The sequence below is a fragment of the Pseudoalteromonas sp. APAL1 genome, assembly GCF_021532475.1.
Lineage (GTDB): Bacteria > Pseudomonadota > Gammaproteobacteria > Enterobacterales > Alteromonadaceae > Pseudoalteromonas > Pseudoalteromonas lipolytica_C.
In genome coordinates this window covers 38,251-65,219 of record NZ_JAKGAW010000030.1, presented here as the reverse complement: position 1 = coordinate 65,219, position 26,969 = coordinate 38,251, and the positions used below count along the sequence as shown (strand labels likewise).

Annotated in this window: 17 protein-coding genes and 1 pseudogene; 9 read left to right on the top strand and 9 right to left on the bottom strand. The window is 41.7% G+C overall.

What is annotated here, in order from left to right:
• Positions 1 to 713, top strand: a pseudogene (locus L1264_RS14690) (isocitrate lyase); the annotation flags it as partial.
• A 744-nt stretch (positions 714 to 1,457) separates the two neighbouring features.
• Here the strand turns inward: L1264_RS14690 and L1264_RS14685 are convergent.
• Positions 1,458 to 3,479 carry a S9 family peptidase gene (locus tag L1264_RS14685; protein ID WP_199526122.1) on the bottom strand — a complete coding sequence of 674 codons (2,022 nt, stop codon included), beginning with the start codon at positions 3,477 to 3,479 and terminating at the stop codon, positions 1,458 to 1,460.
• A 152-nt stretch (positions 3,480 to 3,631) separates the two neighbouring features.
• On the opposite strand from L1264_RS14685, the gene L1264_RS14680 reads away from it, so the two are divergent.
• The 3 genes from L1264_RS14680 to L1264_RS14670 all read left to right on the top strand — a co-directional run bounded on the left by L1264_RS14680 (position 3,632) and on the right by L1264_RS14670 (position 5,907).
• Positions 3,632 to 4,009: a VOC family protein gene (locus L1264_RS14680; protein WP_054563159.1), complete on the top strand. Its 378-nt coding sequence runs from the start codon at positions 3,632 to 3,634 to the stop codon at positions 4,007 to 4,009.
• A 463-nt stretch (positions 4,010 to 4,472) separates the two neighbouring features.
• Positions 4,473 to 4,733 carry a hypothetical protein gene (locus L1264_RS14675; RefSeq protein WP_199527426.1) on the top strand — a complete coding sequence of 87 codons (261 nt, stop codon included), beginning with the start codon at positions 4,473 to 4,475 and terminating at the stop codon, positions 4,731 to 4,733.
• A 193-nt stretch (positions 4,734 to 4,926) separates the two neighbouring features.
• Complete coding sequence (locus L1264_RS14670) at positions 4,927 to 5,907, top strand: WD40 repeat domain-containing protein (protein WP_199527427.1); 981 nt, start codon at positions 4,927 to 4,929, stop codon at positions 5,905 to 5,907.
• 49 nt (positions 5,908 to 5,956) lie between these two features.
• Here L1264_RS14670 and L1264_RS14665 read toward each other — a convergent pair whose 3' ends face one another.
• The 5 genes from L1264_RS14665 to L1264_RS14645 are packed head-to-tail and all read right to left on the bottom strand — an operon-like array spanning position 5,957 to position 11,058.
• The gene (locus L1264_RS14665) at positions 5,957 to 6,814 is read right to left on the bottom strand and encodes an aminotransferase class IV (protein WP_235404160.1); all 858 of its coding nucleotides are present in this window, start codon (positions 6,812 to 6,814) and stop codon (positions 5,957 to 5,959) included.
• Between the two features lie 2 nt (positions 6,815 to 6,816).
• Positions 6,817 to 7,680, bottom strand: a complete 864-nt coding sequence (locus L1264_RS14660) for a DUF4392 domain-containing protein (RefSeq protein WP_199527428.1) — start codon at positions 7,678 to 7,680, stop codon at positions 6,817 to 6,819.
• On the bottom strand, positions 7,665 to 8,396 hold the full coding sequence (locus tag L1264_RS14655) for a 5-oxoprolinase subunit PxpA (RefSeq protein WP_199527540.1): 732 nt from the start codon (positions 8,394 to 8,396) through the stop codon (positions 7,665 to 7,667). The genes L1264_RS14660 and L1264_RS14655 overlap by 16 nt, the downstream gene beginning before the upstream one ends.
• Positions 8,397 to 8,403: 7 nt before the next feature.
• On the bottom strand, positions 8,404 to 9,201 hold the full coding sequence (locus L1264_RS14650; RefSeq protein ID WP_135926682.1) for a putative hydro-lyase: 798 nt from the start codon (positions 9,199 to 9,201) through the stop codon (positions 8,404 to 8,406).
• 48 nt (positions 9,202 to 9,249) lie between these two features.
• Positions 9,250 to 11,058 carry a glycoside hydrolase family 3 protein gene (locus L1264_RS14645; RefSeq protein ID WP_199527541.1) on the bottom strand — a complete coding sequence of 603 codons (1,809 nt, stop codon included), beginning with the start codon at positions 11,056 to 11,058 and terminating at the stop codon, positions 9,250 to 9,252.
• 350 nt (positions 11,059 to 11,408) lie between these two features.
• On the opposite strand from L1264_RS14645, the gene L1264_RS14640 reads away from it, so the two are divergent.
• Entirely contained in the window at positions 11,409 to 14,273 is a 2,865-nt protein-coding gene (locus tag L1264_RS14640; RefSeq protein WP_199527429.1) for an FAD-binding and (Fe-S)-binding domain-containing protein, read from the top strand.
• A gap of 55 nt (positions 14,274 to 14,328) precedes the next feature.
• Here the strand turns inward: L1264_RS14640 and L1264_RS14635 are convergent, their stop codons facing one another.
• Positions 14,329 to 15,516 carry an acyltransferase family protein gene (locus L1264_RS14635; protein WP_199527430.1) on the bottom strand — a complete coding sequence of 396 codons (1,188 nt, stop codon included), beginning with the start codon at positions 15,514 to 15,516 and terminating at the stop codon, positions 14,329 to 14,331.
• 365 nt (positions 15,517 to 15,881) lie between these two features.
• On the opposite strand from L1264_RS14635, the gene L1264_RS14630 reads away from it, so the two are divergent.
• Both L1264_RS14630 and L1264_RS14625 read left to right on the top strand, forming a co-directional pair.
• Positions 15,882 to 17,495: a sensor domain-containing diguanylate cyclase gene (locus tag L1264_RS14630; RefSeq protein WP_135926954.1), complete on the top strand. Its 1,614-nt coding sequence runs from the start codon at positions 15,882 to 15,884 to the stop codon at positions 17,493 to 17,495.
• Between the two features lie 53 nt (positions 17,496 to 17,548).
• On the top strand, positions 17,549 to 18,250 hold the full coding sequence (locus L1264_RS14625; RefSeq protein WP_235404158.1) for a M15 family metallopeptidase: 702 nt from the start codon (positions 17,549 to 17,551) through the stop codon (positions 18,248 to 18,250).
• A gap of 201 nt (positions 18,251 to 18,451) precedes the next feature.
• Here L1264_RS14625 and L1264_RS14620 read toward each other — a convergent pair whose 3' ends face one another.
• Positions 18,452 to 18,946 (bottom strand): hypothetical protein, encoded by a 495-nt coding sequence (locus tag L1264_RS14620; RefSeq protein WP_135926686.1) that lies wholly within the window; start codon positions 18,944 to 18,946, stop codon positions 18,452 to 18,454.
• Between the two features lie 127 nt (positions 18,947 to 19,073).
• Between L1264_RS14620 and L1264_RS14615 the strand changes: the two genes are divergently transcribed.
• Positions 19,074 to 23,081 carry a rhombosortase-dependent M36 family metallopeptidase gene (locus L1264_RS14615; protein WP_199527431.1) on the top strand — a complete coding sequence of 1,336 codons (4,008 nt, stop codon included), beginning with the start codon at positions 19,074 to 19,076 and terminating at the stop codon, positions 23,079 to 23,081.
• A 324-nt stretch (positions 23,082 to 23,405) separates the two neighbouring features.
• Here L1264_RS14615 and L1264_RS14610 read toward each other — a convergent pair whose 3' ends face one another.
• Positions 23,406 to 25,571 carry a M3 family metallopeptidase gene (locus tag L1264_RS14610; RefSeq protein ID WP_199527432.1) on the bottom strand — a complete coding sequence of 722 codons (2,166 nt, stop codon included), beginning with the start codon at positions 25,569 to 25,571 and terminating at the stop codon, positions 23,406 to 23,408.
• 488 nt (positions 25,572 to 26,059) lie between these two features.
• On the opposite strand from L1264_RS14610, the gene folE2 reads away from it, so the two are divergent.
• Positions 26,060 to 26,944 (top strand): GTP cyclohydrolase FolE2, encoded by an 885-nt coding sequence (folE2, locus tag L1264_RS14605; protein WP_199527433.1) that lies wholly within the window; start codon positions 26,060 to 26,062, stop codon positions 26,942 to 26,944.
• The last annotated feature ends 25 nt before the right edge of the window (positions 26,945 to 26,969 follow it).

Here is a 26,969-nt window from a genome sequence, read left to right as displayed (position 1 = left end):
ACTTAAACGAGGGCGACACAGCAATGAAGCTTAATGGCCAGCTTTGCAAACCAACACGTTTAGATAATGGTTTATACCAGTTCCGTGAAGGCACAGAGAAAGACCGCGTAGTTCTAGACTGTGTAACTAGCTTACAATCAGGCGCTGACTTACTGTGGATTGAAACAGAAAAACCAAACGTTAAACAAATCGCTGAGCTTGTTAACCGCGTTAAAGAGCAAGTACCTAATGCTAAGCTGGTATACAACAACTCTCCGTCGTTCAACTGGACACTTAAATTCCGTGAGCAAGTATATGCTGAGTGGCAAGAGCAAGGTAAAGACTTATCAGCTTACCCAAGCATCGATGACAATAAGGCATTAATGGCACCAGAAATGGATGACACAGAGCTTGCAGCGGCAGCAGACGTACTTGTGCAAAACTTCCAAAAAGATGGTGCACGTGAAGCGGGTATTTTCCACCACTTAATCACGCTACCAACTTACCATACAGCGGCGCTAAGCACTGATATTCTATCAGAAGGCTATTTCGGCGACCTAGGCATGCTAGCGTATGTTCGCGACGTACAACGTCAAGAAATTCGCCGTGAGCAAGCATCAGTGAAACACCAAGACCTAGCAGGTTCTAACATTGGTGATACTCATAAAGAGTACTTCTCTGGTGAAAATGCGCTTAAAGCCGGTGGTGAAGCAAATACTATGAACCAGTTCTAACCAAGTTGTAAAATGTAATATTGCTTTATAGCTATTCAATAATGTTGTTAGGGGCCTTCGGGCCCTTTTTCACATTTTAGCTATCAGCTTTCAGCCGTCAGCCATCAGACTCGCATCTCTCACCTTGCACCTCGCATCTCGAACCTCGCATCTCGGATCACTCTTTAACTAAGTCTTGGATCAGCCATTTACTAGCTTTATAAAAATACAGATCACGCATTTACCAGCTTAAAAATTTTAGATCAGGATTTAACTAGCTCCGCCTTATAAGCCTTAATTTAGGGGGTGTTGCCTTATTACTGCCTCTAGAATCGCTAAAATTGGCTCATATAAACGGCAATATACTGCTGTTTTGTAAACTCTATCGATTTATAAACCGAATTTTTATCAACTCACGTCATTGATAAACCGATTTTTTACCAACTCAATATCCTCATAAACCAAAATTTTACTAACTGAAGCTAGGTTTTTAGCGGCACAAACCGATTTTTTACTAACTCAAGTTACTGATTTTGTCTATAAACCGATTTTTTACCAACTGCTTTTGGATTAATGTCCGATATTTAAAAAAGGTATGTAAGGAGTTACTCACATTTTGACTGTAAAGGGGGTTTACAAGGGGAAGCTGGAAAGGAGAAAGTTAGCAAGTAGCAGCGGGGTTGCCCCGCGTTATAGTTTTATTAGATAATGTTTCGGAAATGGCGCGATATAAAATCGCGCCTACAATGCTTTGCTAACTTGCAACTACTTACTATGTTTATCAAACCACCATTGAATATACGCGACTTTACTCATCAGGTTTGATGGGCGAGCGGTAATACCATGTGATGCATTAGGAATACGCACCATGGCGGTATCAACACCTTGTAGCTTTAACGCTTGGTAAAACTGCTCGGTTTCAGAAATCGGCGTGCGATAGTCTGATTCACCGGTTAACAGCATGGTTGGTGTTTTTACATTGCCCACATAGCTAATAGGTGAGCGCTTCATGTAGTGCTCAATATTGTCCCATGGCTTACCAGGGAACCAATAATCAGCAAAGAAAGGGTAGAAATCAGCAGTTAGTACAAAGCTGATCCAATTGATAACAGGTTTAGCAACAACAGCTGCTGCAAAGCGGTCTGTATGACCCACAATCCAAGCTGTTAATACCCCGCCACCTGAACCGCCGGTAACAAACAGTTTGCTTTCATCAATAAAGCCCTTAGCGATGACAGCATCTACACCTGTCATCAAGTCATCAAAGTCATTACTTGGGTAGTTATGATGAATTGTTTGCGCAAACTCTTTACCGTATGAGTCACTGCCGCGTGGGTTCATATAAAGTACAACATTACCTTTGGCTGCGTATAATTGCACTTCAGGGCTGAAATGAGGGCCATAGTTTGCAACTGGACCACCGTGGATCTCTAAAACAAGAGGGTACTTTTTGTTTTTGTCAAAGCCCGGAGGGTATGCAATCCACCCCTGGATTGCTAAGCCGTCATGGCTTGATTTAACCCAAATCTCTTCAACTTTGGCAAGCTCTTTGTCGCCCAGCGCATCTTCATTTAATTGCGTTAAACGAGCCGTTTTACCACGCTTAATTAATGCTACATCAGCTGGGCGCTGGGTATCAGCGAGTGTGAATGCAACTTCACCATCTTCACTGACATCAAAGTCACCACCTGAATACGGGCGACCAAAGGCGACACTACCAATTTTGTCGGTAATTACTTTATGTTTACCACTACGCGGTTGGTAAGCTAGATGTGTTTTACCTTCGCTATCGTAGCTAAAATAAAGACCACTGCCGCTATCATCCCATTTTATATCTTCGACACTACGATCTAAATCTGCTGTGAGTACCGAGGTTTTTCCTGATTTCAAATCTAGTAAATAAATGTCGTTGTTTTCATAGTTAGTTTTTTTGTCATCATAGCCTGTATAAGCAAGATAACGACCATTAGGTGACACTTTTGGGCGTGAATCAGGTCCAACACGGTCAGTGATTTGTGTGATCGATAAATCACTTAAACTTAGTTTATAAACTTCTGAATTTGTTGGTTTCAGTTCATTATCTGTATGGCGATTAGCAGAAAAATAAAATGCATCACCTTTTTTGTTAAAGCTAATAGCTCCGCCGTGATCAAAATCACCAGAGCTCAATTGACGTGCATTGCCGCCCGTTGCACTGATAATAAAAAAGTGACGATAACCTTTTTCTGAGTAACCACCGCCATCAGCACGATAATAGGTATCGTCAATATATTTAGCTGGCTCTGCCCACTTAGCGCCTTCAGGCTTACCCGGTAAAGACACAGGGCTTGCTGATTTTGCTGGCACAAACTGGCTAAACACCAATTGTTTGCCATCTGGCGTCCAAGTTAATCCGCCGGGGCTTTGCGTTAGGTTACTAATTTTTGCTACGTTACCGGTTTTTAACCATTTCACATAGATTTGGCTACTACCATCACGGGTAGAAATAAACGCTAAACGTGTTTCATCTGGTGACAGCACCGGTGAGTAATCCATATGCACGCCAGACGTTAGCGGCAGCATGGTTTTACCATCTGGGTTTACTGACCAAATATTACTGACTTTACGGTCGCTTTTGATATCCATGCGATTACGCACAAAGTAAATTGTATCGCCATTTTTTGTCATTTCTATTTGGTTGGCGTATTCAAGATCAAAAACATTTTCAAGCCCAAAGGTATTACTAGCTTCGGCGTGGCCGTAAAAGCTAGCAGCTGCAAGCAGTGCTAAAGACGTTTTAAACTTCATTTTATTTCCTTGTTAGTGAGCAGTGTTTAATCTGTTATAAAGTAACAACCATCAGAAATATAGTCCATTGCGATGAATGGAGAAATCAATAGACAGATGGTCATTTCCCTTTTATGTTGAGTACAGACACTTTTAAACGTAAGGAGCACACAATGATAGGTTACATCATGTTAGGCACAAACAACCTAGCTAAAGCAGTAAAGTATTACGATGAATTGTTCGCCACTCTAAACGCCGAGCGCTTTTTAGAAACTGACCGCTTTGTCGCATGGAGTACAGGCCAAGATAAGCCCGGTTTTGCGGTTACCAAACCTTATAACGATGAAAAAGCCACTGTAGGTAACGGCACCATGATTGCTCTAGCTGTTGAAACCCCAGCCCAAGTAGATGCCTTTTATAAGAAGGCCATAGAATTAGGTGGCACAGACGAAGGCGCCCCCGGCCCACGCGAAATGCCCGGCTTTTATGCGGGGTACTTCAGAGACCTAGACGGTAACAAACTTAATGTGTTTTGTTTTACGCATGGATGAGGGAAGTTAGCTGTCAGCTATCAGGTTGAAATTCAAAAGGGGTAGCAAGGGGAAAGTTAGAAAGAGTAAAGTTAGAAAGAGTAAAGTTAGAAAGAGTAAAGTTAGAAAGAGTAAAGTTAGAAGTAGCAGCGGGTTTACCCCGCGTAATGGTTTTTATATATGACGCGGCATAAAGTCGCTGCTACAGGTTAGTGTGAAGCTAGTTTATATTTCGGATATGGCGCGATACAAAAGCGCGCCTAAACTAGCTAGTACCTCCTACCTCGTTTCTCGAAACTGAAAAACACTCACCACTCCAAAGTTGTATTTATTTTAGGAAATAGTTGCCTTTTTCACTATTTATTGGTGGAAATATCAACTATGCTTTTGCGTGAATACTTCATTATATTGATTTATATGAGGTTATATTGTTGGTTCGATAATTGCTCCAGTATTTTTACAAACACTTTTAAAGGAAATAAAAATGAAAAATACGCTAACGATTACCCTTCTTGCTGTACTGCTTTTGGTTTTGTATTCACAGTTCACAGAAATAGCCTATAAATTTGGTTTTGCTGAGCTCAAACTTAATGCGGTTTTAGAAAACAGTGAACATATGAAAGTAAAATGTGATGTTTATTCGCTTGGCTTTTTTGATGAAATAAAACTGCAAAATAAATTTCAAAAATGCATCAATGATTATGAAGCTGAAGGCTACGAAATCGTTAGCAGAACAGACCAGTAATAGTTTTGAGTAGGCGCCATGCATGGCGCGCCGCTGCATCGCACAACTGCCAGCGCTTCGCGCGAAATAAATTTCACGCCTACAAAAACTGATGGCTGACGGCTGAAAGCTGATGGCTAGTTCCCCTACCAACTTCCGCTTATTTTCATTACACTGCTCCAATATAAAATAATTATAAAAATTGAGAATGATCATGACGTCGAAACTTTTTAAACCTCTTGCTTGTGTATTTGCACTGAGCCTTTTGGGCTGTGGTGGAGGTGAGGTGTTTACTTCCCCTGCTAGTAGTGAATTTGCCCATGGCAATGAGCTACTAAGTGCCACGGCGCTAACCGAGGATGCGAGTCACGCGTTAGTGGCAAGCCAATCTGAGGTGTGCGTTTGGGATAATCAGTTAAAAGCGCGTCTATATGATTGTATAACAGGGCAGGGCGCTGAACATGTTGAGCTGGCAGGCTTTAGCGCTAACAAATCTCTCTTTTTCATTTCAAATCGATTATCGGTGACTTTATACGATACTCGCACAGGGCGTAGTATTGGCACTTGGCTCACTGGACAAGAAATCGCTAGAGACATCGCTATTTCAGCCGTAGGCGATACGTTGGTTATCGCTTATCGTAGCGGCAAGGCTGAGGTGATAAATACCCGCACAGGTGATACTAAGCGTTTTGATATTCATCGTTTAGATATTAATAGCGTGGCGTTATCGGCCGATGGTCAGTGGGCGTTTACCGGCTCAAGCGACAAGTACGTTAAGCTTTGGTCAACGAACGATGGCAGCACTCGCTTTGAAGAGCGTTTAGCGACTAGAGTGAATCACGTTACGTTAAATAAAACAGCGAGCTTGGGCTTTGCAATTGACTCGGTTGATGATCGTGTATTTTTTGATTTAGCCAATAAAAAAGAGCTATCTGAAGTGTCTTCATACTCTAACTTTATTGAATTCACTGCATCGCAATTTATTAATCAAGATAAATGGCTATTAACGGGCTCACCAAAAATGAAGATGCGTTTATATCGCGTTGCAGATGGTGAACTCATTGCTGAATACGAAGCTAAACAACAGCGCCAACGTACGTCAGTACTAAGTGTGGCTTACGATGGTAAGCAGCTATATTCAGAAACCAGTGACGGCCTATTGCAAGCTTGGCCTTATAAACCAAATAAAAGCTAAAACAAAAACGCCTACTTTATGTAGGCGTTTGTTTTAAATTACGATTAAATTAGTAATCAAACTTATGCTTAGAAAACAGGCTTTGTACTTGTTGCCAAACTGCACCAGGTTTACCATCGCCAACTAACTTACCATTTACTTTTACGACTGGGCCAACTTCTTTAGTGGCGCTGGTGATCCATACTTCGTCGGCATCAAGTAACTCATCTTTACTAACAATGCGCTCTTGCACTTTAAAGTCACTGTGGCTGTGTAGAATGTTGATTATTAACCAGCGGGTTATTCCCGGTAAAATTTGGTTATCAAGAGGTGGAGTACTGATCACGCCATCTTTTACGATAAACACATTACTTGAACTTGCTTCGGTAATTTCTTCTAAGCGATTAAATAGAATGGTTTCTTTGTTACCCGCTGCTGCACCATGTTTGTAATGGATCACGTTGCCAAGCAGTGCCGTTGATTTAATATGGCAACGTTGCCAGCGACGGTCTTGTTCAAGCGATACAGTGTAAGTTGTTGCGCTATCTATGTCGCTTTTTGGCTCTGCCGGAATTTCAAAAGCAAACGCAAATACGGTTGGGGTAATATTCGTTGGGTAGCCGTGGGCACGTTTAGTGTCGGCGCCGCGACTAACGTGTAAATAAATCCCTAGGTTATCACCTTGGTTTTTCTCGCATAAATCATTACAGATTTTACGCCACGTATCGGCAGTGTAATCGAGCTTAATTTCAAGCTCATTTAAACCGTTATTCATACGTTCAATATGTGCACCAAAACCAAGCATTTTGCCGTGGTATGATGGGATCACTTCATAGATACCATCGCCAAATAAGAAACCGCGATCCATTGGTGAAATCTTTGCTTCATCAGCGCCAAGGTACTCACCGTTTAGGTATACCGTCCCCATTGTTAAACCTCATTCTCTGTCGTAAAGCCGCCAAGTTGGCGAAGCCGAGTTATTAATTGTTGGCCATGCATCGCGTGCAAGCCGTCTTCGGTGAGCTCATTTTTATGGGTGACGCCATCGACACTACCGCGCTCACTTAGGTAATTTAAAATGTTGAGTGGCTCAATATCAGCCAACAAATCTGTGTGATGCCAGCGACTTAAAAAAGCAATTAGCCCGTATGCCGCCCAGTTAGATACATCAGCAAGTAAAAGCTCATCGCAAGGGGTTATACAAGGAGTAATGTTAAGTGCTTGCATATGCTGTGCAAGGTTACCCATGCCTATTTCGTTACCGCCATCACCAATCGCTATGGTGGGGCAAGGTGCTTCTGTTATAAAAAAATCAAAGCAGCCGCAATGCTCAGAAATATCAATACCGCGCATATTGTAATAACGCTGATGTTTGTTAAGCCCCGGTCGTTCTATTGATAAAACACAATCAGGCTTTAACTGCTCAAGGGCTTTAATGCTAAAGGTGCGGGCATTTTCAATACTGTTAATCGGCAACTCAAAACAGTTAAAATCGTTTTTTAGAGCACTGTAAAGGGGGTTGCCAGTAACCAAAATCGGCTGTTTACCAAGCTTTTCGAGTACTTTGTAAAGTGCTATAGCACCTACCGGGCCGTCGGTTTCGAAGGTATTGTTGACCGCAAAGCCAGTTCCAATCAACACGGTTCCTTGCGCGTGATGAAGAGATTTTGCCGCACGTAAATAGGTGCCAGTCTCTTGCTTGGCGTACAAGTGCTGCATACCACGTGGATTTTGCTCAACCATCATGGTTTCAATGTGTGTGCTGAGCGAGTCGTCGCTTAGGCTTGCTGACATAATGCTTTGATCTCTTGAATTAGCGCAATACCCGCTTCATTATCGCCGTGTACACAGAGGCTGTCGGCATGAAGAGCCAGTTGCTGACCGCTTCGCGTTGTCACTGTGCCATGCTCCAATAGCTGCTTTACTTGTGCGATTAATGCTGATTTATCGTGAACACTGCCTGCAAGAGAGCGTGATACGAGCTTTCCTTCATCAGTGTATTGCCGATCGGCAAACGCCTCTAATATCAGCTCGAGTTCAAGCTCGTTTGCCATGGTTTGATGTTTGGCAGAAAGATTAGTTGCTAAAATCATTAACTTTAATGGCTTAGGATAACTAGCAACAGCACGCATAACGACATTTAAAATACGCTCATCGCTCATCATATCGTTATATAGCGCGCCATGAGGTTTAACATATTCAAGCGTTAAACCATGTACTGCAGCCATCCCATCAATGGCTGCAATTTGATAATAAAGACAATTGCTCAGCTCTTTGTCACTCATTGCCATAGAGCGACGTCCAAATCCCTGTTTATCAGGGTAACTTGGGTGCGCACCAATGGTAACATTATGCTGCTTGGCAAGGGCTAAGGTTGCGGCCATTACATCGGCATCTCCGGCATGAAAACCGCAGGCAATATTAGCCATATCGATATGCGGCATTACTTGCTCGTCGAGGCCCATTTTCCACATTCCAAAGCTTTCGCCAAGGTCGCAATTGAGTTTTATTGTCATATTAAAAGGCTGCCATTTTGCTGTTTGGAATATCGGTGATCAGCATATGCCCTGGGCTGTGGGTTATACAAAAGTCAGGTGCTGCATTGGCAATGGCTATTTGTGGGGTTACACCACAGGCCCAAAATACCGGTACCTCACCTTCACGAATGCTAACCTGATCGCCAAATTCAGGTTTATTAATATCCTTAATCCCAATTGCTGCAGGGTCGCCAAAATGTACTGGAGCGCCATGTACCCCCGGAAAGCGACTACAAATTTGAATCGCCCGAATAGCATCGGCAGGTTTCATCGGACGCATGCTTACTACCATGTTAGCATGAAAAATCCCCGCCTTTTGGCATGCGATATTTGTAAGGTACATGGGAACATTTCTTTGTTCAGTAATGTTACGAATTTCAAGTCCTGCTGCAATAAGTGCTTCTTCAAACGAGAAAGAACAACCAATTAAAAAAGTGACTAAGTCATCACGCCAATACTCGGTAATGTTAGTTACTTCTTTAATCATTTGACCATTTTTGAAAACGCGATAACGTGGTAAGTCACTACGAATATCAATATCTTCCCCAACCGTAGGCATATCGGTTACGCCTGGTAATCGACTTGTTGCAATGATTGGGCAAGCTTTCGGATTTGCCTGACTAAATTGCAAAAAATCAAACGCGTATTGCTTGGGTAAAATGACCAAATTTGCCTGTACGAACCCTGGCGCAAAGCCAGATGTATTTCCGCTGTAGTCGCCCCCTCTCACTATTTTACGAATAGCGGCAGGGGTGGTTAATGATGCATCTTTTTGCATGTGTCTCTCCTTGAAATTAACACTCAACTGATGCTGCTACAATAGCACTCAGTTTAAGCCATTAACAGTTACTGGTAGTTGTCCATTTGCAGAGGCCTTACCCATCAGCACTTTTGCAAGTGCAGTAAACGCAGGGCCAGCAATCTTTTCTTCGGTGTCTATATCAATATTGTAAGCATAAGTGGCAAGAACTGCATCGGCAAATTTGCCAAATTGTGAAATATCGTATGGAGCTCGTAAGCTAACAAAAACAGTTTTCTTGTTCGCTAGCTTAGCTTGCTTTAGTAATGACTCTAGTGCTGCTGATTGATCTGCCTTAGCGATAGCAAATTCAGGATTATCAGCTAAATCATCCATTCCACCTACTTCAACAGCACTTTGTTTTGGTGATGCATTTGCAGCAATGATCACATCGGCCTCATTCATTTCTTTTAAGGTCGAAATTGGTTCATAGCCTTGCAAGCTAGTGCAGCTAAAGCTTAGTAGTGTATTAGTGTTATCAAGCAGTGCTTGTTGTAGGGCAAAACATTTGCGCGTATCAGGCATGATGATATGTACTTTTGTACCTGATTTAATGTTCAGTGGCAGTGTGTTGTTCTCGTTTTTTACTTCGGTGATAGCTGCAAGGGCTAACTCAGCCTCTACTTTTCTGTGACTTTGGTCACCCAGTAAAAGCTGTGCTTTTTTGATGGCTGCTTCATCATCAAGCTTTGTTGTGAGCTTAAACTTTTCTTTAAGCTTTAAAATACGTGTTGCAGAAGCTGTGATCTCATCGGCATTTAAAGTACCGCGCTGAACTTCTTGCTCTAATCGGTCTATAAGAGCTTCAAGTACCTCTAAATCTTTTGGACTTCTGATTTCGATTGGCATAAGGGCAATATCAACACCCGCAGCGAAGGTATTTACAACCGCTTCGATTGGCTCAAAGAAGTGGCTGATACCAGCCATGTCTAGTGCATCTGTGATCACAACACCTTGATAACCAAGCTCATCACGTAGTAAATCAGTGATGATTTTACGCGACATGGTCGCTGGCTTGATCATGGTTTTCCCTTCTTTACTAACAAAGGTGCTGTCATCAAGGGCTGGGTATTGGATATGCGCAGTCATAATCATACCCGGTTGCTGATTTTTAATTATGTCTTTAAACGGCGGTAAGTCTTGCTGCCAAATGGTCTCTTTGTCATGCATTACTTTTGGCAGGCCAGTATGGCTATCGACGTTTGTATCACCATGACCCGGAAAGTGCTTTAACGATGAAATAACGCCATTATTTTCAAACCCTGCCACTTGTGCGCCACCTAGTTTTGCAACCAGCTGTGGATCTTCGCCGTATGAGCGCACGTTAATAACTGGGTTATCTGGGTTCATGTTCACATCAACTGTTGGCGCATAGTTAACATTTACACCCAGTGCCAACAGCTCTTCTGCGATTATACGGGCAGACTCTGTTGCGAAGTGTGTACCGTGTTCTTTATAAGTTGCGCCAATCGACATATTACCGGTAAATGAAGTGCCAACATCACGTGGTATACGAGCTACGCGGCCACCTTCTTGGTCTATTGAAATAAATAGCGGTAAGCCAAGTTCAGACTTTGCAGCAGCTTGTTGTAAGTCGTTATTAAGTTTGATTACTTGGGGCACGGTATCGATATTTTCAGCAAATAAAATAACACCACCAATGTTGTGTTTGCTAATGATATTAGCTAAATCAGCAGGTAAGCGGGTGACTGGCGTTCGACATTTTTGCTCGCCGGTGTCTTGCTCACAGTAATAGCGCAAGTCGAGCATCAGCTTTTGCCCTAACTGTTGTTTTAAAGTTAACGCAGATTCAGCAAATGATGATTGTAATGGCATGAAACACCCTAATCCGATAACCAGTGACGATAGTGCAAACTTATTTAACACAGCAAGCTCCAAAGCTAAACGCTTATTTGATTTTTAGAATAAATTATTCTTGATGTTAATGGGTTTTTAAATATAAATACAGTATTTTTTTGCTACCCTAGCGGTTTTTTTGTCTAACTGCAAAAAGCTAAGTTAGATCACCAAATAGGGCTATTAAGCTTAAATAACCAAGTCTTTATTACTGCAAAGGTGCTAGTGAATTGATAATTTATCAATTTAATTGGTCGCTTTTTAAAGCAAATTAAAGTAATAATATATTCCATAATTATCAGCGCAGATATGGCAGGCCAGGGGGCGAGATGGCTTTTACTCAATTGCACGCATTTAAACAGCAAATTACACCTTTTTTACCAGAGTCAGCATTAATAGAAGATTACTCACGTCGATATGCCTACGGCACTGATGCCAGTTTTTATCGCTTGGTGCCTGAGCTCATCGTATTGGTGAGTAACCAAAATCAAGCAAAGCATGTGATAAGTGCAGCACAACAGCATAAGGTGGCTATTACCTTTAGAGCTGCTGGAACCAGTTTGTCTGGGCAAGCAATTACTGACTCAGTATTAGTGTTACTGTGTGATAGCTGGAGTCAATTTGAAGTTTTAGATGATGGTGAAGCTATTCGTCTAGAGCCTGCGATTATAGGAGCGCGAGTAAACCAAATACTGGCACCTTATGGTAAGAAAATAGGCCCTGATCCCGCATCGATTAACAGCTGTAAAGTAGCCGGCATGGCGGCAAATAATTCATCAGGAATGTGTTGTGGGGTGGCACAAAACAGCTACCACACAGTCAAAGATATGACCCTTATTTTTGCTGATGGTACTGTGCTTGATACCGCAGATAGTCAAAGTTGTGAAAAGTTTTTACAAAGTCATGGGGCATGGGTTGATGAGTTAATGAGCCTTGTTGACAGTGTTAAAGAAAATAGCGACTTAAGTGAGCGTATCGCCCATAAATACCGCTTAAAAAACACCACAGGTTATGGTTTAAATGCGTTGCTGGATTTTTCAGATCCAATTGAAATCATTAAGCATTTAATTATTGGTTCTGAAGGAACGCTTGCGTTTATTGCTGATATTACCTATCACACAGTGATTGAGCACGCACACAAACATACCGGTTTCTTTATTTTTGACGATATCAGCAAGGTGTGTGAGCTGGTGCAAAGGCTTAGTGAGCTTGATGTTGCAGCGGTTGAGCTACTAGATAAACGTGCCCTGATGTCGGTGTCTGAGCATGCCATAATGCCAAAAGAAGTGGCCAGCTATCCCGAGCAGTCAGCGGCACTTTTAATGGAGTTAAGAGCAGAGAATACAGATGCCCTTGCGTTACTAACACAAAGCACGCAGCAACTTATTGCACAGTTTAGTCAAAGCCAATTAGCTGCGATTGATTTTTCTGCTGATAGTGCCCGTAATGCGGCACTTTGGAATATCCGTAAAGGCACCTTTCCTGCTGTCGGTGCTGTGCGCGAAACAGGCACCACCGTAATTATTGAAGATGTTGCCTTCACGCTTGATAAATTAGCACAAGGCGTGAACGCACTTCATCAGCTCTTCATTAAATATGGCTATGATGAAGCCATTATTTTTGGTCATGCTTTAGCGGGTAACTTGCATTTTGTATTCACCCAAGCGTTTGATACACAAGATCAAGTTAATCGTTATGAGCAATTTATGGCCGATGTGGCTAACCTAGTAGCGGTTGAGCTAAAAGGCTCTTTAAAAGCAGAGCATGGCACAGGGCGTAACATGGCACCTTTTGTAGCAACAGAGTGGGGTGATGATGGTTTCGCTGTAATGGTTAAGCTAAAACAGCTATTTGATCAACACAACATTCTTAATCCTGGTGTCATTATTAATCATGATAAAAATGCCCACACTCAGCATTTAAAAGTCATGCCAAAAAGTGATGATATTATCGATACCTGTATTGAATGTGGCTTTTGCGAAGTGGTTTGCCCATCAAAAGGGCTTAGCTTAACACCGAGGCAGCGTATTACCTTGTGGCGACACCGCACTGAGCTACACAATCAATTGCTAACAACCGATGATTTAGCGAGTAAGCAGAAATTAAATCAAAAGCTCAGTGTTATCGAGGCCGACTTTAAATACTTAGGTATTGATTCATGCGCGGCAACGGGCCTTTGTGGCCTTAAATGCCCGGTGGGAATAAACACGGGCGAATTTATAAAATCGCTCAGAGCAGAGCAAGCCTCTTCAAGCAAAGTGACACGGTCATTAGCTCGCTTTGCTAGTCAGCATTTTGCAGTTGTCGCATCTGGCGCTCGATTTGGCTTAAACGTGATGCACGTGCTCGAAAAAGCAATAGGTAGTAATAACCTAAGAAGTCTTAGTAAACCTGCTCATAAGTTGCTTGGTACGCCGTTGTATTACTCGGCTTGGCCAAGAGGGGAGCAACCAATAAATAATAATTCTAAACAACCCCAACAGGCTAAAAAGTTGGTGTATATGCCTAGCTGTGCAACTCGCGTTTTTGCAGCAGATAAACTTGCCGATGATAAACGACCACTGATTGATGTTATGCATTCATTAGCCCAAAAAGCGGGATTTGAGGTTGTAATACCTAAACAAGTAGATTCACTGTGTTGTGGAATGCCATTTGCGAGTAAAGGGTTGAATAAAGAGTTTTTAAACAAAAGTGAGCAGTTACTTACTGAGCTTGAGGCGCTTTCAAATAATGGCCAATATCCCATCGTTTTTGATGCCAGCCCTTGTGCGCTCACCACTCTCAATGCCGCGCAAAATGCATCACTCTCAATTTACGAAAGTGCTGATTTTGCAGCCCAGCATTTACTGCCTAATTTGCAAGTCACGCCAGTGAATGAGCCGGTGATGCTGCATGTTACTTGTAGCTCAAAGCGATTAGGTAAAGAGCAAAGCTTAGTGTCGCTTGCCAAGGCATGTAGCAATGAAGTGATTATTCCAGCTGATATTGAGTGTTGTGGTTTTGCCGGAGATAAAGGATTTAACTTGCCAGAGCTAAATAGCAACGCGTTAAAAACCCTTAAACAACACGTGCCAAAAAATTGTAGTCGCGGTGTGTCTAACAGCCGTAGCTGTGAAATTGGTTTAACTGAGCACAGTGGCATTAGTTATCAGTCAATTTTGTATCTACTCGATAAACAAAGCCATGCAATATAACAGAGCTTAATTGCTAATTTAATGGGCTAGTCTGACTAGCCCATTTTTTAAAAGCCTACACTTTCCAAAAAATGCCTTTTCTATAACACGTGAGCATCACAAGGTAAGATACGGCTAAAAACAACAGCGAAAATACAAATGATGCTAAATAATCGTTGCTTATAAACACTTGTATTAAGCCGTAAATACTGCCTTTTAAGCTGCTATCGCCTATTGGAATCATTATTAATAGCCGTGCAAATACGCCTGCAAACATAAAAAAGAGTATCGCATTGGCGCCAAATACAATAAAGGGTGCGCCCCAGCTTCGTACTTTATAAATATCTAAAATGGCACTGCACAGGGCATACGTAATAATAGCAAGCCCAGAGCTGAGCAATACATAGCTTGGTGTCCATAATGCTTTGTTGATAGGCGTGATTGGTGAAATTAAGTAGCCGGCAATAACAGCTAATGTGCCCAATAAGATAAGTGTACGGGCTTGTTTTTTTAGGTCGGGTTGTTTTGTTAAGTAAACCGCAGCCAAGATGCCACTTAGCGCACTGGCAATGGCTGGAAGTGTAGAAAAAAGCCCCTCAGGATCAAATGGCAGTGGCTTAGCATTCGCATAATACACATGGTGACTACCTAAAACCGTACTATCAATAAAGGCACTTAAGTTATTGCCATGTAACCATAAGCCACTCACTACCTCGCCGTTTGGCAAGGTATAAGGGATATAAAGCATGGCGGCGCCATAAAATAATAAAAGAGTGATGCAAGTAATGGCTATTTTCTTAGGCGATAAATAGAGATAACAACACAGAGCGACTAAATACACCAAACCAATACGTTGCAGCACGCCCAACACACGCAACTGCAATAGTTTGTCATCAACCCAGCTGAAAGAGGGATCTCGAAAGTTGTAATAAAACAGGGCTAAAAACCAACCAAGAGCAATAAGCTTGAGGGTGCGAATAACACCTGCTTTTACTATTTGCTGATCACTCACTCCTTTAGCGCGCAAGTTATTTACTGATAGCGTGATAGACATGCCGACAATAAAAATAAAAAACGGAAAAATTAAATCAGTCGGTGTCCAGCCATGCCACTGTGCATGTTTCAATGGCCAATACATCGCTCCCCAACTCCCCGGATTATTTACTAAGATCATAGCGGTGATAGTTAGCCCCCGCATTACGTCTAATGCCATAAGGCGGTGTGTGGGGAGTGACTTTATAATATCGGAACAATGTTGGCGCATAAGAAAACTTTATTTTTATTTTGTCTTAACATTGTAATAAATTATTATTTCAAAGCAAGTTACTTCTTGTTCAATTACTGACCCGCAAATCTTTAAACGCTTAGCTTAGTATTTGATTGAAAAAACATTACAAGAAATGAATTGCCATTACTTGGTTGAACCATCTATTTGCAGATGTTTTCACTTAAATTAAGGATGTTTCCTTTGTAAAAAGCAGTAACTTGAAATTAGAGTAATTACACTTATTTGTTTGCGCTAAATCAAATTCTGATAAAAGTTTTATAGAGGTACACAGAACAAATTGCTAGTATAAAGGTATTAGATGTACCCGATATGGAATTTTGGGCCCATATGTGAGAAGTATCGTGCTTAATAGTCTTAGCAAACGCTTAAACCTACGTCGTTTAATTTTATTATTAGCGTTTTCTGCAACGCTTATTACCTTTTTAAATAGTTATTACTCGAGCTACCAAGTTCAAAAACAACAACTAATAGATAAAACAATGAGTAATCACAAAGCCTATGCTGCTAAGTTGGTTTCGGCTACTGATAACTTTTTGTTAGCTGCTCAGCAACAGCTTGCTTATGTAGGCAAAATCCTTGAAGAAGACTTTAATAATCAGAAGCTGATCAGTGCTGAAGCAGAGCGCTTAAGATTACAAACTAATAGTTTTAACTCGATTATAATCGTTAATAAACAAGGCGAAATTCTTGGCGTATCGCCGCAGTCTCTTGAACTTCAAAATCGTAAAGTAGATAGTTTTGGCACCAAGGCTGCTTTGTCATACCGTATTCCTATGATAAGCGAGCCTTACATTTCTATGGCGGGTAATTTACTCATTTTTATCTCGCAACCTCTATTCGATAAGAACAGCAATTTTATTGGTTATGTTGGCGGAACTTTATACTTAAAGCGCGCCAGTATCTTAAATCAGTTATTGCAAGTTCATTTCTATCAAGACGGCTCTTACTTATATGTGGTTGATGAAAACCACCGTTTACTTTACCACCCCGATAAATACCGTATTGGTGAGCAAGTATTTGATAACCAAGTAATTGAAGAAGTACTAAAAGGGAACTCAGGGACTCAGCTTGTTACCAATAGCAAAGGCGTTGCAATGCTTGCTGGCTACGCACCGATGACAGTAGCTCCTTGGGGAGTAGTAACCCAGCGTCCACTAGACAGTACCCTTGCACCGCTCGACAGCTTAATGTGGCAAGTATTTGTAAAAACGGCACCAATTGGTTTACTCACTTTTGTATTTATTTGGGTGCTTGCGCGTTTAATTGCACAACCTTTGAGACAATTAGCTGAAACCGCCAATACTCTCGATCGACCATCTACTTCGCTTGAGTTGACACAAATTCGTTCATGGTACTTTGAAAGCAATGAGCTAAGAAAAGCCATGCTTAGAGGTGTTGGCTTGTTACACAGTAAAATTGGCTTGTTACGTCAAGAAGCACAAACGGATCCATTAACCTGTTTACATAACCGCCGTAGTCTCGATATGCAGTTAAGTCACTTTATAGAGCAGCGTTGTCCATTTGCGATACTGGCAATCGATATCGATCATTTTAAACGGGTAAATGACGAATATGGGCATGATATTGGCGATGTAGTATTGCAATCACTTGCTAAAATCTTGCTGGATGTCACGCGCGATGGCGATGTTGTTGCACGTACAGGAGGTGAAGAGTTCATTGTGATCATGCCAAAAGTTGAGGCAAAACGGGCTTATCAACTCGCTGAGCGCTTGCGTATGCGCGTCTCTGAAAGCTTCATAGATCCAGTGGGCTGCATTAATGTATCAATTGGTATTTCGGGCTGGCCTCTGGAACAATTGAGCCTCGAAGAGGTGTTTAAATTGGCTGATCAAGCTTTGTATAAAGCTAAAAAGACCGGGCGCAATCGCTGTGTTGTTGATGGCAGCTACTATAAAGAGCTTACCCCTATTTCTGACACTCCAGTGTTGGAATAAGTTATTTTATATGCAATAGTGAATGTTATTAAGTTATTTACGGACAAATCGATATGGCATTTACTTTACTCGCTCGATTAATAAAACCAATTATGTTTGCAAGCGTTGCTCTGACATGGGGTAATAATGTTTACGCAAACTCGGATGACGACAAGCGCAGCGAGTTTCTTGATGTAGGCGTATTGATACCGAATGCAGTGTTGGATATTCGTTATTTTGGTCATCATAATTTTGTTGGCAAACCTATAGATGGCTACAATGCACCTAAATGTTTATTACATAATAGTGCTGTTACAGCCCTTAAAAAAGTACAAAATGCCGCTCAAAATGAAGGGCTAAGCTTAAAGATATTTGATTGCTATCGACCACAACGAGCAGTCGATCACTTTGTGCGTTGGGTGAACGATTTAGAGGATACCCGGACTAAAGCTGAGTTTTATCCAAATCTAGGCAAAGACAAGCTACTAGGTGATTATATCGCCGCTAAATCGGGCCACAGCCGTGGCTCAACAATTGATCTAACCTTAGTCGATGCAAAAGGCAAAGAGCTCGATATGGGCTCACCCTTTGATATGTTCGACACCCTGTCAAACACCGACGACCCGCGCATAAGCGCAGAACAAAAAGCTAATCGATATAAACTAAAAACCCTCATGACTGATGCCGGTTTCGCCCCTTATTCAATGGAGTGGTGGCACTTTACCTATCAACCTCAAGCATACCCCGCTACCTATTTTGATTTTGTGGTGGAGTAGTTAAGTTAGTGAGTTTAGAGTTACGAGATGGCGAGCTGGCAGCGATTTTACATCGCGTCCTAGAACCCAGAGGCTAGAACCTAGAACTTAGCGCATGATGACGCGGGATAAACCCGCTGCTACAAGTAGGCGTGAAACTAGTAGCAGCGCATCTGAAGGCTGAGAGCTCCTTCACGTTGGGTTTCGCTGGCTCTAGCCAACCTACATCACCTCTTTTATCGGTGAATAATCAACTTTAATTTCAACAATATCGACATTGGCATTTTGTTTAAAAACGTCTTGCACTTTTAATAAATCAGTATCTTTTTCAGCAAGGTATCGATATGTTTTGTTGGTCATTTTTTTTAACGTGTATTGGCTGCTAAGCTCTACCGGTAAGCTATTATCTTTGAGAGTTAAATAGATAGCGCCGGTAGCAATACCAGGCTCTTTCATCGCGTGATTAAATACTTCAGTGCCTTTGGTTAAAGTAGGCGCGGCAAAGGTAATTTTTTCGCCATTATTGCTAAAAGCGTTAATTGGTTTTTGTTTGTTAATCTCGACCACTTTTTTAACATCTTTATCTAAAACTTGTTCTTTTTGTGAACTGCTTGCTGAGTGTTGCGAGCTATCTTGTTCGGATATTTCACTTTTTTGACAGCCTGATAAGAGTATTAGCGCTAGTGTAACTAACTGTATATTAATTGCTTTGTTCATTGTTGACCTGTTTGTTCGTTACTTTTGTTTACAATTGATTCTGTCTTTTGATTGCCAGATTAGGTACATTGGCTTTGGTTATGATTGTTAACCGAAAATAAAAATATAACAATAGGGAACGTAAGGAATGTCTCAATTTAAAGTAACTGCTGTTGCAACTATGGTAACGGCTATCTTGGCATCAACTCAAATACAAGCAAGTGAACAAACTCGCTTTTACAACGCATCAAGTGTTAGTTCTCAAGTACAGTTTAATCCTCAAGTATCTCAGCAACGTGCATTAGCTGAGCGTCGTACTGTATCAGGGCACAAATCAATTTTCGATGAGCAATTAGGTAAAGCTACGTTCCTTTGGAATGCGGTAGGTCAAGCTAAGCCAGACATGGCGATGATCCTTCCTGAGCAGCGCAATGCATACGCTGCTGATTTTTATCTAAATGCTTTAACGGGCGTTAGCGCTCTGAAAAAAGGTGTATCGAGCGCCGTACTAACTGATTTATCTGAGCAGAAGCTTGGTTCAATCACAGCTAAATACAAGCAAAAAGTACATGACATTGAAGTATTCAACCGTGAATACAACCTGATCATGGACAAAGAATATAACCTAGTTGCAGGTTCTGGCTACTTTGCAAACACAAGCGCTAGTGCAACCAAATCGTTCGCACCACTTGCTGAATTTGTTGGCGCGGAGCAAAGCATTAAACGTGCGATTAAAGAACTTGCTGATATCGACGTATCGCTAACTAAATCAACTGAACAAGGCGACTATGTTAAGTACAATGTGTCTAACCAAACTGGTGACAAAATTGTACTAGGCCAGCCACGTGCTAAGAAAGTATTCTTTGAAGTAGCGGGCGAGTTGCAATCTGCATACTACGTTGAAGTAGAAGTTGCTGATAAAAACAGCCTAGAAAGCGATTACTTTAGCTACGTTATTGGCGCACAAAACAGCAAAGTTTATTTCAAGAAAGACTTAAAAGCACACGCGGCAGACTTTAACTACCGTGTATGGGCTGACGAAGATGGTTATCCGTGGGAAGGTCCTCATGGCGACGTGATCCCAGCTGATGGTCCAGATCAAATCGATGAAACTGAAATCCTAGATGCACCACTTGTAAGTTTGTCTTACTATAAAAAACTAAGCACGATGGATCCGTGGCTTGCTGATGATGCTACAACCACTTCAGGTAACAACGTCTTTGCTTATGCCGATGTAATCGCACCTCAAGGTTACACTGAAGGTGACTTCACTGCTGAAACTACATCAGACTTTACATTCGATTACCCTTATCAAGTTGACCAAGTAGCAAACAGCTACGATAACCGTAAAGCGGCAATCGTTAACTTGTTCTACATGAACAACTTCTTACACGATTTCTTCTACGACCATGGTTTTGACGAAACATCAAATGTTGCGCAAGTATCGAACTACGGCCGTGGCGGTGTTGAAGGCGACCCAATCGAAGCGCAAGCACAAGATAATAGCGGATTAAACAACGCAAACATGTCTACGCCTGCTGATGGTGCAAGCCCTCGCATGCAAATGTATTTATACAATAGTAAAGATGCAAAAGTAGGCATTGACTTTGGTGTGGTTGTAACATCTGACGCGACCATTGGTCTTCTAGATTCGTCAAAAGTATCTAGCTTTGGTCAAATGCAATTTGCTGATATCGCTGGCGAAGTTGTTCGTCTAGTGGACGATAATAACGTTGATTCTGGTAGCGTAACTGATGGTTGTGAACCTGCAACAAACGCAGCAGAACTAGCTGGTAAAATTGCGCTAGTAGACCGTGGTTCTTGTAACTTCACTGCAAAAGTACTACACGCTCAAGAAGCGGGTGCAATTGGTGCAATTGTTGTGAATAACAACCCAGATACTGATGAGCCAGCGCCAATGGGCGGTGAAGATGATGCAGTGCTTATTCCTAACATGGGTCTTAACTTTGCTGACGGTCATGCACTTTACGATGGTATCGATGCAGGCGAAACTGTTACTGTTAACATGTTCAATAAAGCTACGTTAAAAGACGGTACGTTAGATAATGGTATTATTGCTCACGAATGGGGTCACTATATCAGTAACCGTTTAGTGGGTAACTCATCGGGTCTTATCAACTTCCAAGGTCGCGCGATGGGCGAAGGTTGGGGTGATTTCCACTCACTAATGTTCATTGCGAAAGCAGATGACATCAACATCCCAGGTAACGACAAGTTCCAAAAAGCATACGGTAGCGGTACTTTCGTAGAAGACTTCTATTATGGTATCCGTCGTGTTCCATATTCAACAAATATGGACGTTAACCCACTGTCTTTCCGTCACATTACTGAAGATGCTGGTGGTGATGTAGGTATTGCACCAACGAGTGTTGCTTCACCACACGCTGCAGGTGAAATTTGGGCAACCATGCTTTGGGAAAGCTACGTAGCGCTTATCAACAAGCACGGCTTTGAAGATGCTCAAAACCGTATGGCTAACTACCTAGTTGCTGGTTACAAGTTAACACCAGTTGCACCATTATACACAGAAGCACGTGATGCAATCTTAGCGGCTGCATATGCAGTTGACCCTGAAGATTACAAACTAATCTTAGGTGCATTTGCTAAGCGTGGTATGGGCTTAGGTGCTCAAGCGCCAGATCGTTTCAGTGAAGATTTAACGGGTGTTGTTGAATCTGACAAAATGCAACTTGCAAGCTTTACCCTAAAAGATGTTGAAATGAATGCAAGCTACAATGGTGTTGAGCTTGGTTATTGTTCAAACGACAACATTCTTGATAAGGGTGAAACAGGTACTTTAACTGTTAGCATCATGAATACAGGTAGTGAAGTACTAACAGGTACACAAGCACAATTAACAGTTGTGAGTGGCCACGATGTTACATTTGAAAATGATGGCTTAATCACATTTGACGATACAACACCGTATGCTTCGCAAACAAGTGCGCCAATTAAGTTCACATTAAACGATGCTGGCACTGCTGATACGCTTGAAATCGAAGTGTCATTCCCTGAGCTTTCTGCTGATGATGAAATCGTTGAAGCTCTAAGCGATACAGTATCTTACCTTGTAAACATGGACTTTGAAGACAAGGCACCAGTTAGTTCACAAACTGCTGATGATATGGAAGTAGCAGGTACATCATTACGCGACTGGAAAGAGCACGTAATGACAGGTGATGACTTAGCTGTTGGCACGCAAAGCATGGCAACTGGCGGTAATGTTAACTTCTTCAACAGCTTTGGTTTTGGTCTTGGCGAGCAAACAATGTACTTGAACAACAATGACTTCCAGTCAGATGTTGCTATTGAGTCAAGAGAGTTCGATATTGGCTTTGCAGGTGAATTTGAAGTTTCATTCTGGCACTTCTACCTAATCGAAAACGAGTGGGATGGTGGTGTTGTAGAAATCAGCGTGAACGGTGGTAATTGGGTTGATGTTACTGAAATGGGCGGTTCATTTGATGTTGGTTACGACGGCCCACTAATCGAAAATGACGCACAAGCACTACAAGATCGCGATACCTTCACAGGTAACAATATTGATAATGGTGTTTATGGTAACTACGAAACTATTCGTTTTGGTACTGAACTAAACGGTAACCGTGCAAAATTACGCTTCCGTATCTCATCAGACAGCGCAGTACGTGAGTTCGGCTGGTGGATTGATAACGTGACTGTAAGCAATGTAACGTCACCAATCTTCTCGAACGTAATTGCTGGTGATACGTTAGCATGTGATAACGCACTTCCTATTATTAGTGTTTCTGGTGATGAAACGGTTTCTGAATCGGCTTCAGGTACTGTGTCTGTTACAGCAACAGACCGTAACAACGACACACTAAGCTACACATGGACTCAAGTGAGCGGTACTACAGCAACGCTTACAGGCGCTGATACGGCTACTTTAGGCTTCAAGCCAGGTGCTATCTCAAGCGATGACGAGTTAGTATTTGAAGTAACAGTGAGCGATGGTACAGATTCTGTTTCAGAGCAGTTCACTGTTGCTGTAACTAACGAAGCTGAGCCAGTAGAAGAGAAAAAAGTAACTAAATCTAGCAATGGTAGCTTTGGTTTCTTAACGCTTCTACTTGCACCATTAGCGCTTATCGGCCGTCGCCGTAAACGTAAATAATACTTTTAAATAGTGATAACAAAGCCCTTACAGCTCGCTGTAAGGGCTTTTTTGTTTTTAAGTTAGCGAGAGTAAAGTTAGCGAGTTTCGAGATACGAGATAAAAGATACGAGATACAAGGTAGCAGATTTTACATCGCGTCCTAGAACCTAGCCCCTTTTTGTAGGCGTGAAACTTGTTTCGCGCGTCTGAAGACTGATAGCTGGAAGGTTCTTTACGTTGGGTATCGCTTCGCTCGACCCAACCTACGTGAAGAGTAAAGAGGTTAAATGTTGTGGGGTTATCAATACTCGATAACCCCACAATTCGGCTTAGAGCTTAAAGCTATTGAACGGTTGCTTTTAAGCCACGGCGTTTTAACAACGCAGACGTATCAGGCTCTTGACCACGGAATGCTTTAAACGATTCCATCAGATCACGCGAGTTACCTACTTCTAAAATTTCTTTACGGTATTTTTCACCCATTTCGCGAGTTAAACCACCTTGCTCTTGAACATAAGCAAACGCGTCTGCTGCTAGGATTTCACTCCACATATAAGCATAGTAACCAGCTGAGTAACCGCCGCCCATTGAGTGTGAGAAGAACGCAGATTTATAACGTGGTGGTACAAATGGTACGTTAACACCGTGCTTAGTAAGAGCTTGCTCTTCAAACTTTTCAATGTCTTGTAGTGGCGCATCAGCAGAAAGTGAATGCCATTCCATATCAAGTAGTGCAGCAGCAACATACTCTAAGGTATCAAAACCTTGGTTAAAGCTACGAGATTGAATGACTTTTTCAAGTAGTTCATCTGGAATTGGCTCACCTGTTTTATGATGTTTCGCATAGTTTGCGATAACTTCAGGGTACATTGCCCAGTCTTCTTCAAAGGTAGAAGGAAACTCAACGAAGTCACGTGATACCGAAGTACCTGAAAGTGTTGGGTATTTAACTTTTGAGAACATACCGTGTAAGCCATGACCTAGCTCATGGAAAATCGTTGTTGCTTCATCGTAGCTGATAAGCGTTGGTTCACCATTCGCGCCTTTTTGAATGTTCATTACATTCACAACCACAGGCTTTTGATTTTTTAGGCCAGACTGCTTCACAAATGAGCTCATCCAAGCGCCACCACGTTTACCTTCACGAGCAAAGTAATCGGCATAGAAAATAGCTAGGCTTTTACCATTTTCGTCAAATAATTCATATGCTTTCACATCAGGGTGGTAAACTGGTAAGTCGCTACGTGGTTTAAAAGTAATCCCATATAAACGGTTCATTGTATAAAACACACCGTCTTCAAGAACACGATTAAATTCGAAATACTCTTTTACTGCATTTTCGTCTAGGTTGTATTTATCTTTGCGAACTTGCTCTGCGTAGAATAACCAATCCCATGGCTGTAGCTTAAATTGTTCACCAGACTCATCGATCTTAGCTTGAATAGCCGCTGCTTCAGCATTAACGTTTTGCATTAATGCAGGGATCATGCTCGCAAACATATCAAATACTGCTTGAGGTTTTTTCGCCATTTGTGACTCTAAACCAAAATCAGCCCAGCTGTCGTAGCCTAATAATTTAGCTTTTTGAGCGCGTAAGTGAGCAAGTTCTGCCACGATATCGCGGTTATTATTTTCACCTGATAGCGCACGCTCAGCCGATGCACGCCATACTTTTTCACGCAACTCACGGTTTTTAAGGGTTGCTAATATAGGCTGGCGAGTTGTATTGGTGATCTTAATTAAGTACTTGCCGTCATGACCAGCTTCCGTTGCTGCATTAGCAAGCTGTTCAATTTGACCCGCAGGTAAGCCTTCAAGCTCAGCTTTGTCATCAACAATAACAACATTTGTTTTTGTCAGTGCTAATAAGTTTTGCGAAAACTGCGTCGTTAAACTTGAATGCTTAGTATTGATATCACGAATTTGCTGTTTTTGTTCGGCATTTAATTGTGCACCAGCGCGAACAAAACGCTTGTAGTAAACATCAAGTAAACGTTTTTCTTCGGCTGTTAATGCTAGTTTGTCTGCATCGTTATAAACCGCTGCTACTTTTTCAAAAAGTGCTTTATTAAGAAAAATATTATCGTTATGTGATGCTAACTTAGGTGCTAATTCTTTTTGGATTTCACGGCGAGCAGGGTTTGAGTCACTGCCTGCTAAGTTATAAAAAATGCTACGAGTACGGGTTAACAGCTCACCACTTTTTTCAAGAGCAACAACAGTATTGGCAAAATCAGGCTTTGCAGGGTTGTCGATGATAGCTTGCACTTCAGCCATTTGCTCTGCCATGCCATTATTGAAAGCTGGCATAAAGTGTTCATCTTTAATAAGGCTAAAATCAGGCGCCTCGTATTGCAGTGCACTTTTAACAAATAGTGGGTTTGCTTGTTCAGCTGCAGTTACTTCTGCTGTTTGTTCAGTTTTACGCGTATCAGCTGTAGTTTGAGGCTCAGAACAGGCCGTTAGTAATAACGCTGAGCTGATCGCGGTTGCGACTAGGTGTTTCATAGTGTTTCTCTTGTCATTTTTTAAAGTAATTGTACCGATATAACGTTATGTCAGCACTTTATGTCATCCTAGTGTTGGTTGTTAGTATGAGATTACACAAAGATGGCACGAATGTGTGCATGAGTGAGGCTGATATAACTTTGCGGTTAATATATAGAGCATACTGTGTATCGATAGCAATAATCTCATTCGTTGCGATAAGGTGATTATTGGCTGCGATAAGTGGTTAATTTTCGTAAATGTCAGCGTATCTTTTTCGACTTCTCAAGCTAAATTGTTATCAGATACTGTTTAAAATTAATACTCATAATGCAAGTTCGTCCTTACGTTTATAGCTGCATGACAATGATGGTGTGAAAGGTCCAAAAATTAGCTCTTGATAAAGTTTTATAATGTTATATTGTATCATTTCTTTGGTGCGATAGCACTTATTCAGTTCATCAGAATTGATGCTTTAGCAATATATATAAATAATACAAGAAGTTGATATGCAATTACCCGATATAACCTCGCACTCTAATACAGATTTTCAATCACCTTTAAAATGGGTTGGCATGGAAGGTATCGCATTACCTTGTAAACTTGCACAATCTAATGTTGATGCGCACCTTAATGCCAAAGCAGATATTTTTGTCAGCCTTGATAGCGATGCAAAAGGCATTCATATGTCGCGTCTCTATTTACTACTTAATCAGCTATTGGCTAAACAAAGCTTAACTAGTCAGCGTGTTAATGAGTTTATGCAGGCCGTTTTAGCATCACAAAAAGGTTTAAGTAAAGGCGCAAAATTGGTGCTGCATTTTGATTTACCACAGCTAAAACCAGCGCTACTTAGCGACCATGCCGGATACAATGCTTACCCTGTCGTTTTAACGATTACTAAGCAGCAATCGCTTGCCATTAACTTAAAAGTCGATGTTGCCTACAGCAGCACCTGTCCATGCTCAGCGGCATTATCGAGGCAGCTTTTGAGCGAGGCAGTCGATAAGCAATTTAGTGATGAGCATATAGATAAAGCCTCTTTACTCAATTGGCTTGCAAGTGAACAGGGCTCTATTGCAACCCCTCATAGCCAGCGCTCTTATGCGTATGTCGATGTCACTTTTAGTAGTGAAAAGCTACCTGATATTAGCGGCTTTATCACAGTATGTGAGCAAGCCATAGGCACCCCAGTACAAACCGCCGTAAAGCGTGAAGATGAACAAGCATTTGCCGCCCTTAACGCAAAAAACTTATTATTTTGCGAAGATGCAGCAAGGCGGCTAAAGCAGTGCTTCGAAACCATGCCAGGTATTACTGATTACCAATTTAAAGTGGAGCATCAAGAAAGCTTACACGGCCACAATGCTGTGGTTTATGAGTCTAAGTATTAGGCCATACAGCCTTATTTGGTTTACA

Excerpts from the sequence above, each read along its gene's own strand:
- L1264_RS14645 (WP_199527541.1), bottom strand. The coding sequence starts at position 11,058 with ATGCCATTACAATCATCATTTGCTGAATCTGCGTTAACTTTAAAACAA.
- L1264_RS14685 (WP_199526122.1), bottom strand. The coding sequence starts at position 3,479 with ATGAAGTTTAAAACGTCTTTAGCACTGCTTGCAGCTGCTAGCTTTTAC.
- L1264_RS14615 (WP_199527431.1), top strand. The coding sequence starts at position 19,074 with ATGTCTCAATTTAAAGTAACTGCTGTTGCAACTATGGTAACGGCTATC.
- L1264_RS14640 (WP_199527429.1), top strand. The coding sequence starts at position 11,409 with ATGGCTTTTACTCAATTGCACGCATTTAAACAGCAAATTACACCTTTT.
- L1264_RS14625 (WP_235404158.1), top strand. The coding sequence starts at position 17,549 with ATGGCATTTACTTTACTCGCTCGATTAATAAAACCAATTATGTTTGCA.
- L1264_RS14660 (WP_199527428.1), bottom strand. The coding sequence starts at position 7,680 with ATGTCAGCAAGCCTAAGCGACGACTCGCTCAGCACACACATTGAAACC.
- L1264_RS14665 (WP_235404160.1), bottom strand. The coding sequence starts at position 6,814 with ATGGGGACGGTATACCTAAACGGTGAGTACCTTGGCGCTGATGAAGCA.
- L1264_RS14635 (WP_199527430.1), bottom strand. The coding sequence starts at position 15,516 with ATGCGCCAACATTGTTCCGATATTATAAAGTCACTCCCCACACACCGC.
- L1264_RS14650 (WP_135926682.1), bottom strand. The coding sequence starts at position 9,201 with ATGCAAAAAGATGCATCATTAACCACCCCTGCCGCTATTCGTAAAATA.
- L1264_RS14680 (WP_054563159.1), top strand. The coding sequence starts at position 3,632 with ATGATAGGTTACATCATGTTAGGCACAAACAACCTAGCTAAAGCAGTA.
- L1264_RS14610 (WP_199527432.1), bottom strand. The coding sequence starts at position 25,571 with ATGAAACACCTAGTCGCAACCGCGATCAGCTCAGCGTTATTACTAACG.
- L1264_RS14620 (WP_135926686.1), bottom strand. The coding sequence starts at position 18,946 with ATGAACAAAGCAATTAATATACAGTTAGTTACACTAGCGCTAATACTC.
- L1264_RS14675 (WP_199527426.1), top strand. The coding sequence starts at position 4,473 with ATGAAAAATACGCTAACGATTACCCTTCTTGCTGTACTGCTTTTGGTT.
- L1264_RS14670 (WP_199527427.1), top strand. The coding sequence starts at position 4,927 with ATGACGTCGAAACTTTTTAAACCTCTTGCTTGTGTATTTGCACTGAGC.
- folE2 (WP_199527433.1), top strand. The coding sequence starts at position 26,060 with ATGCAATTACCCGATATAACCTCGCACTCTAATACAGATTTTCAATCA.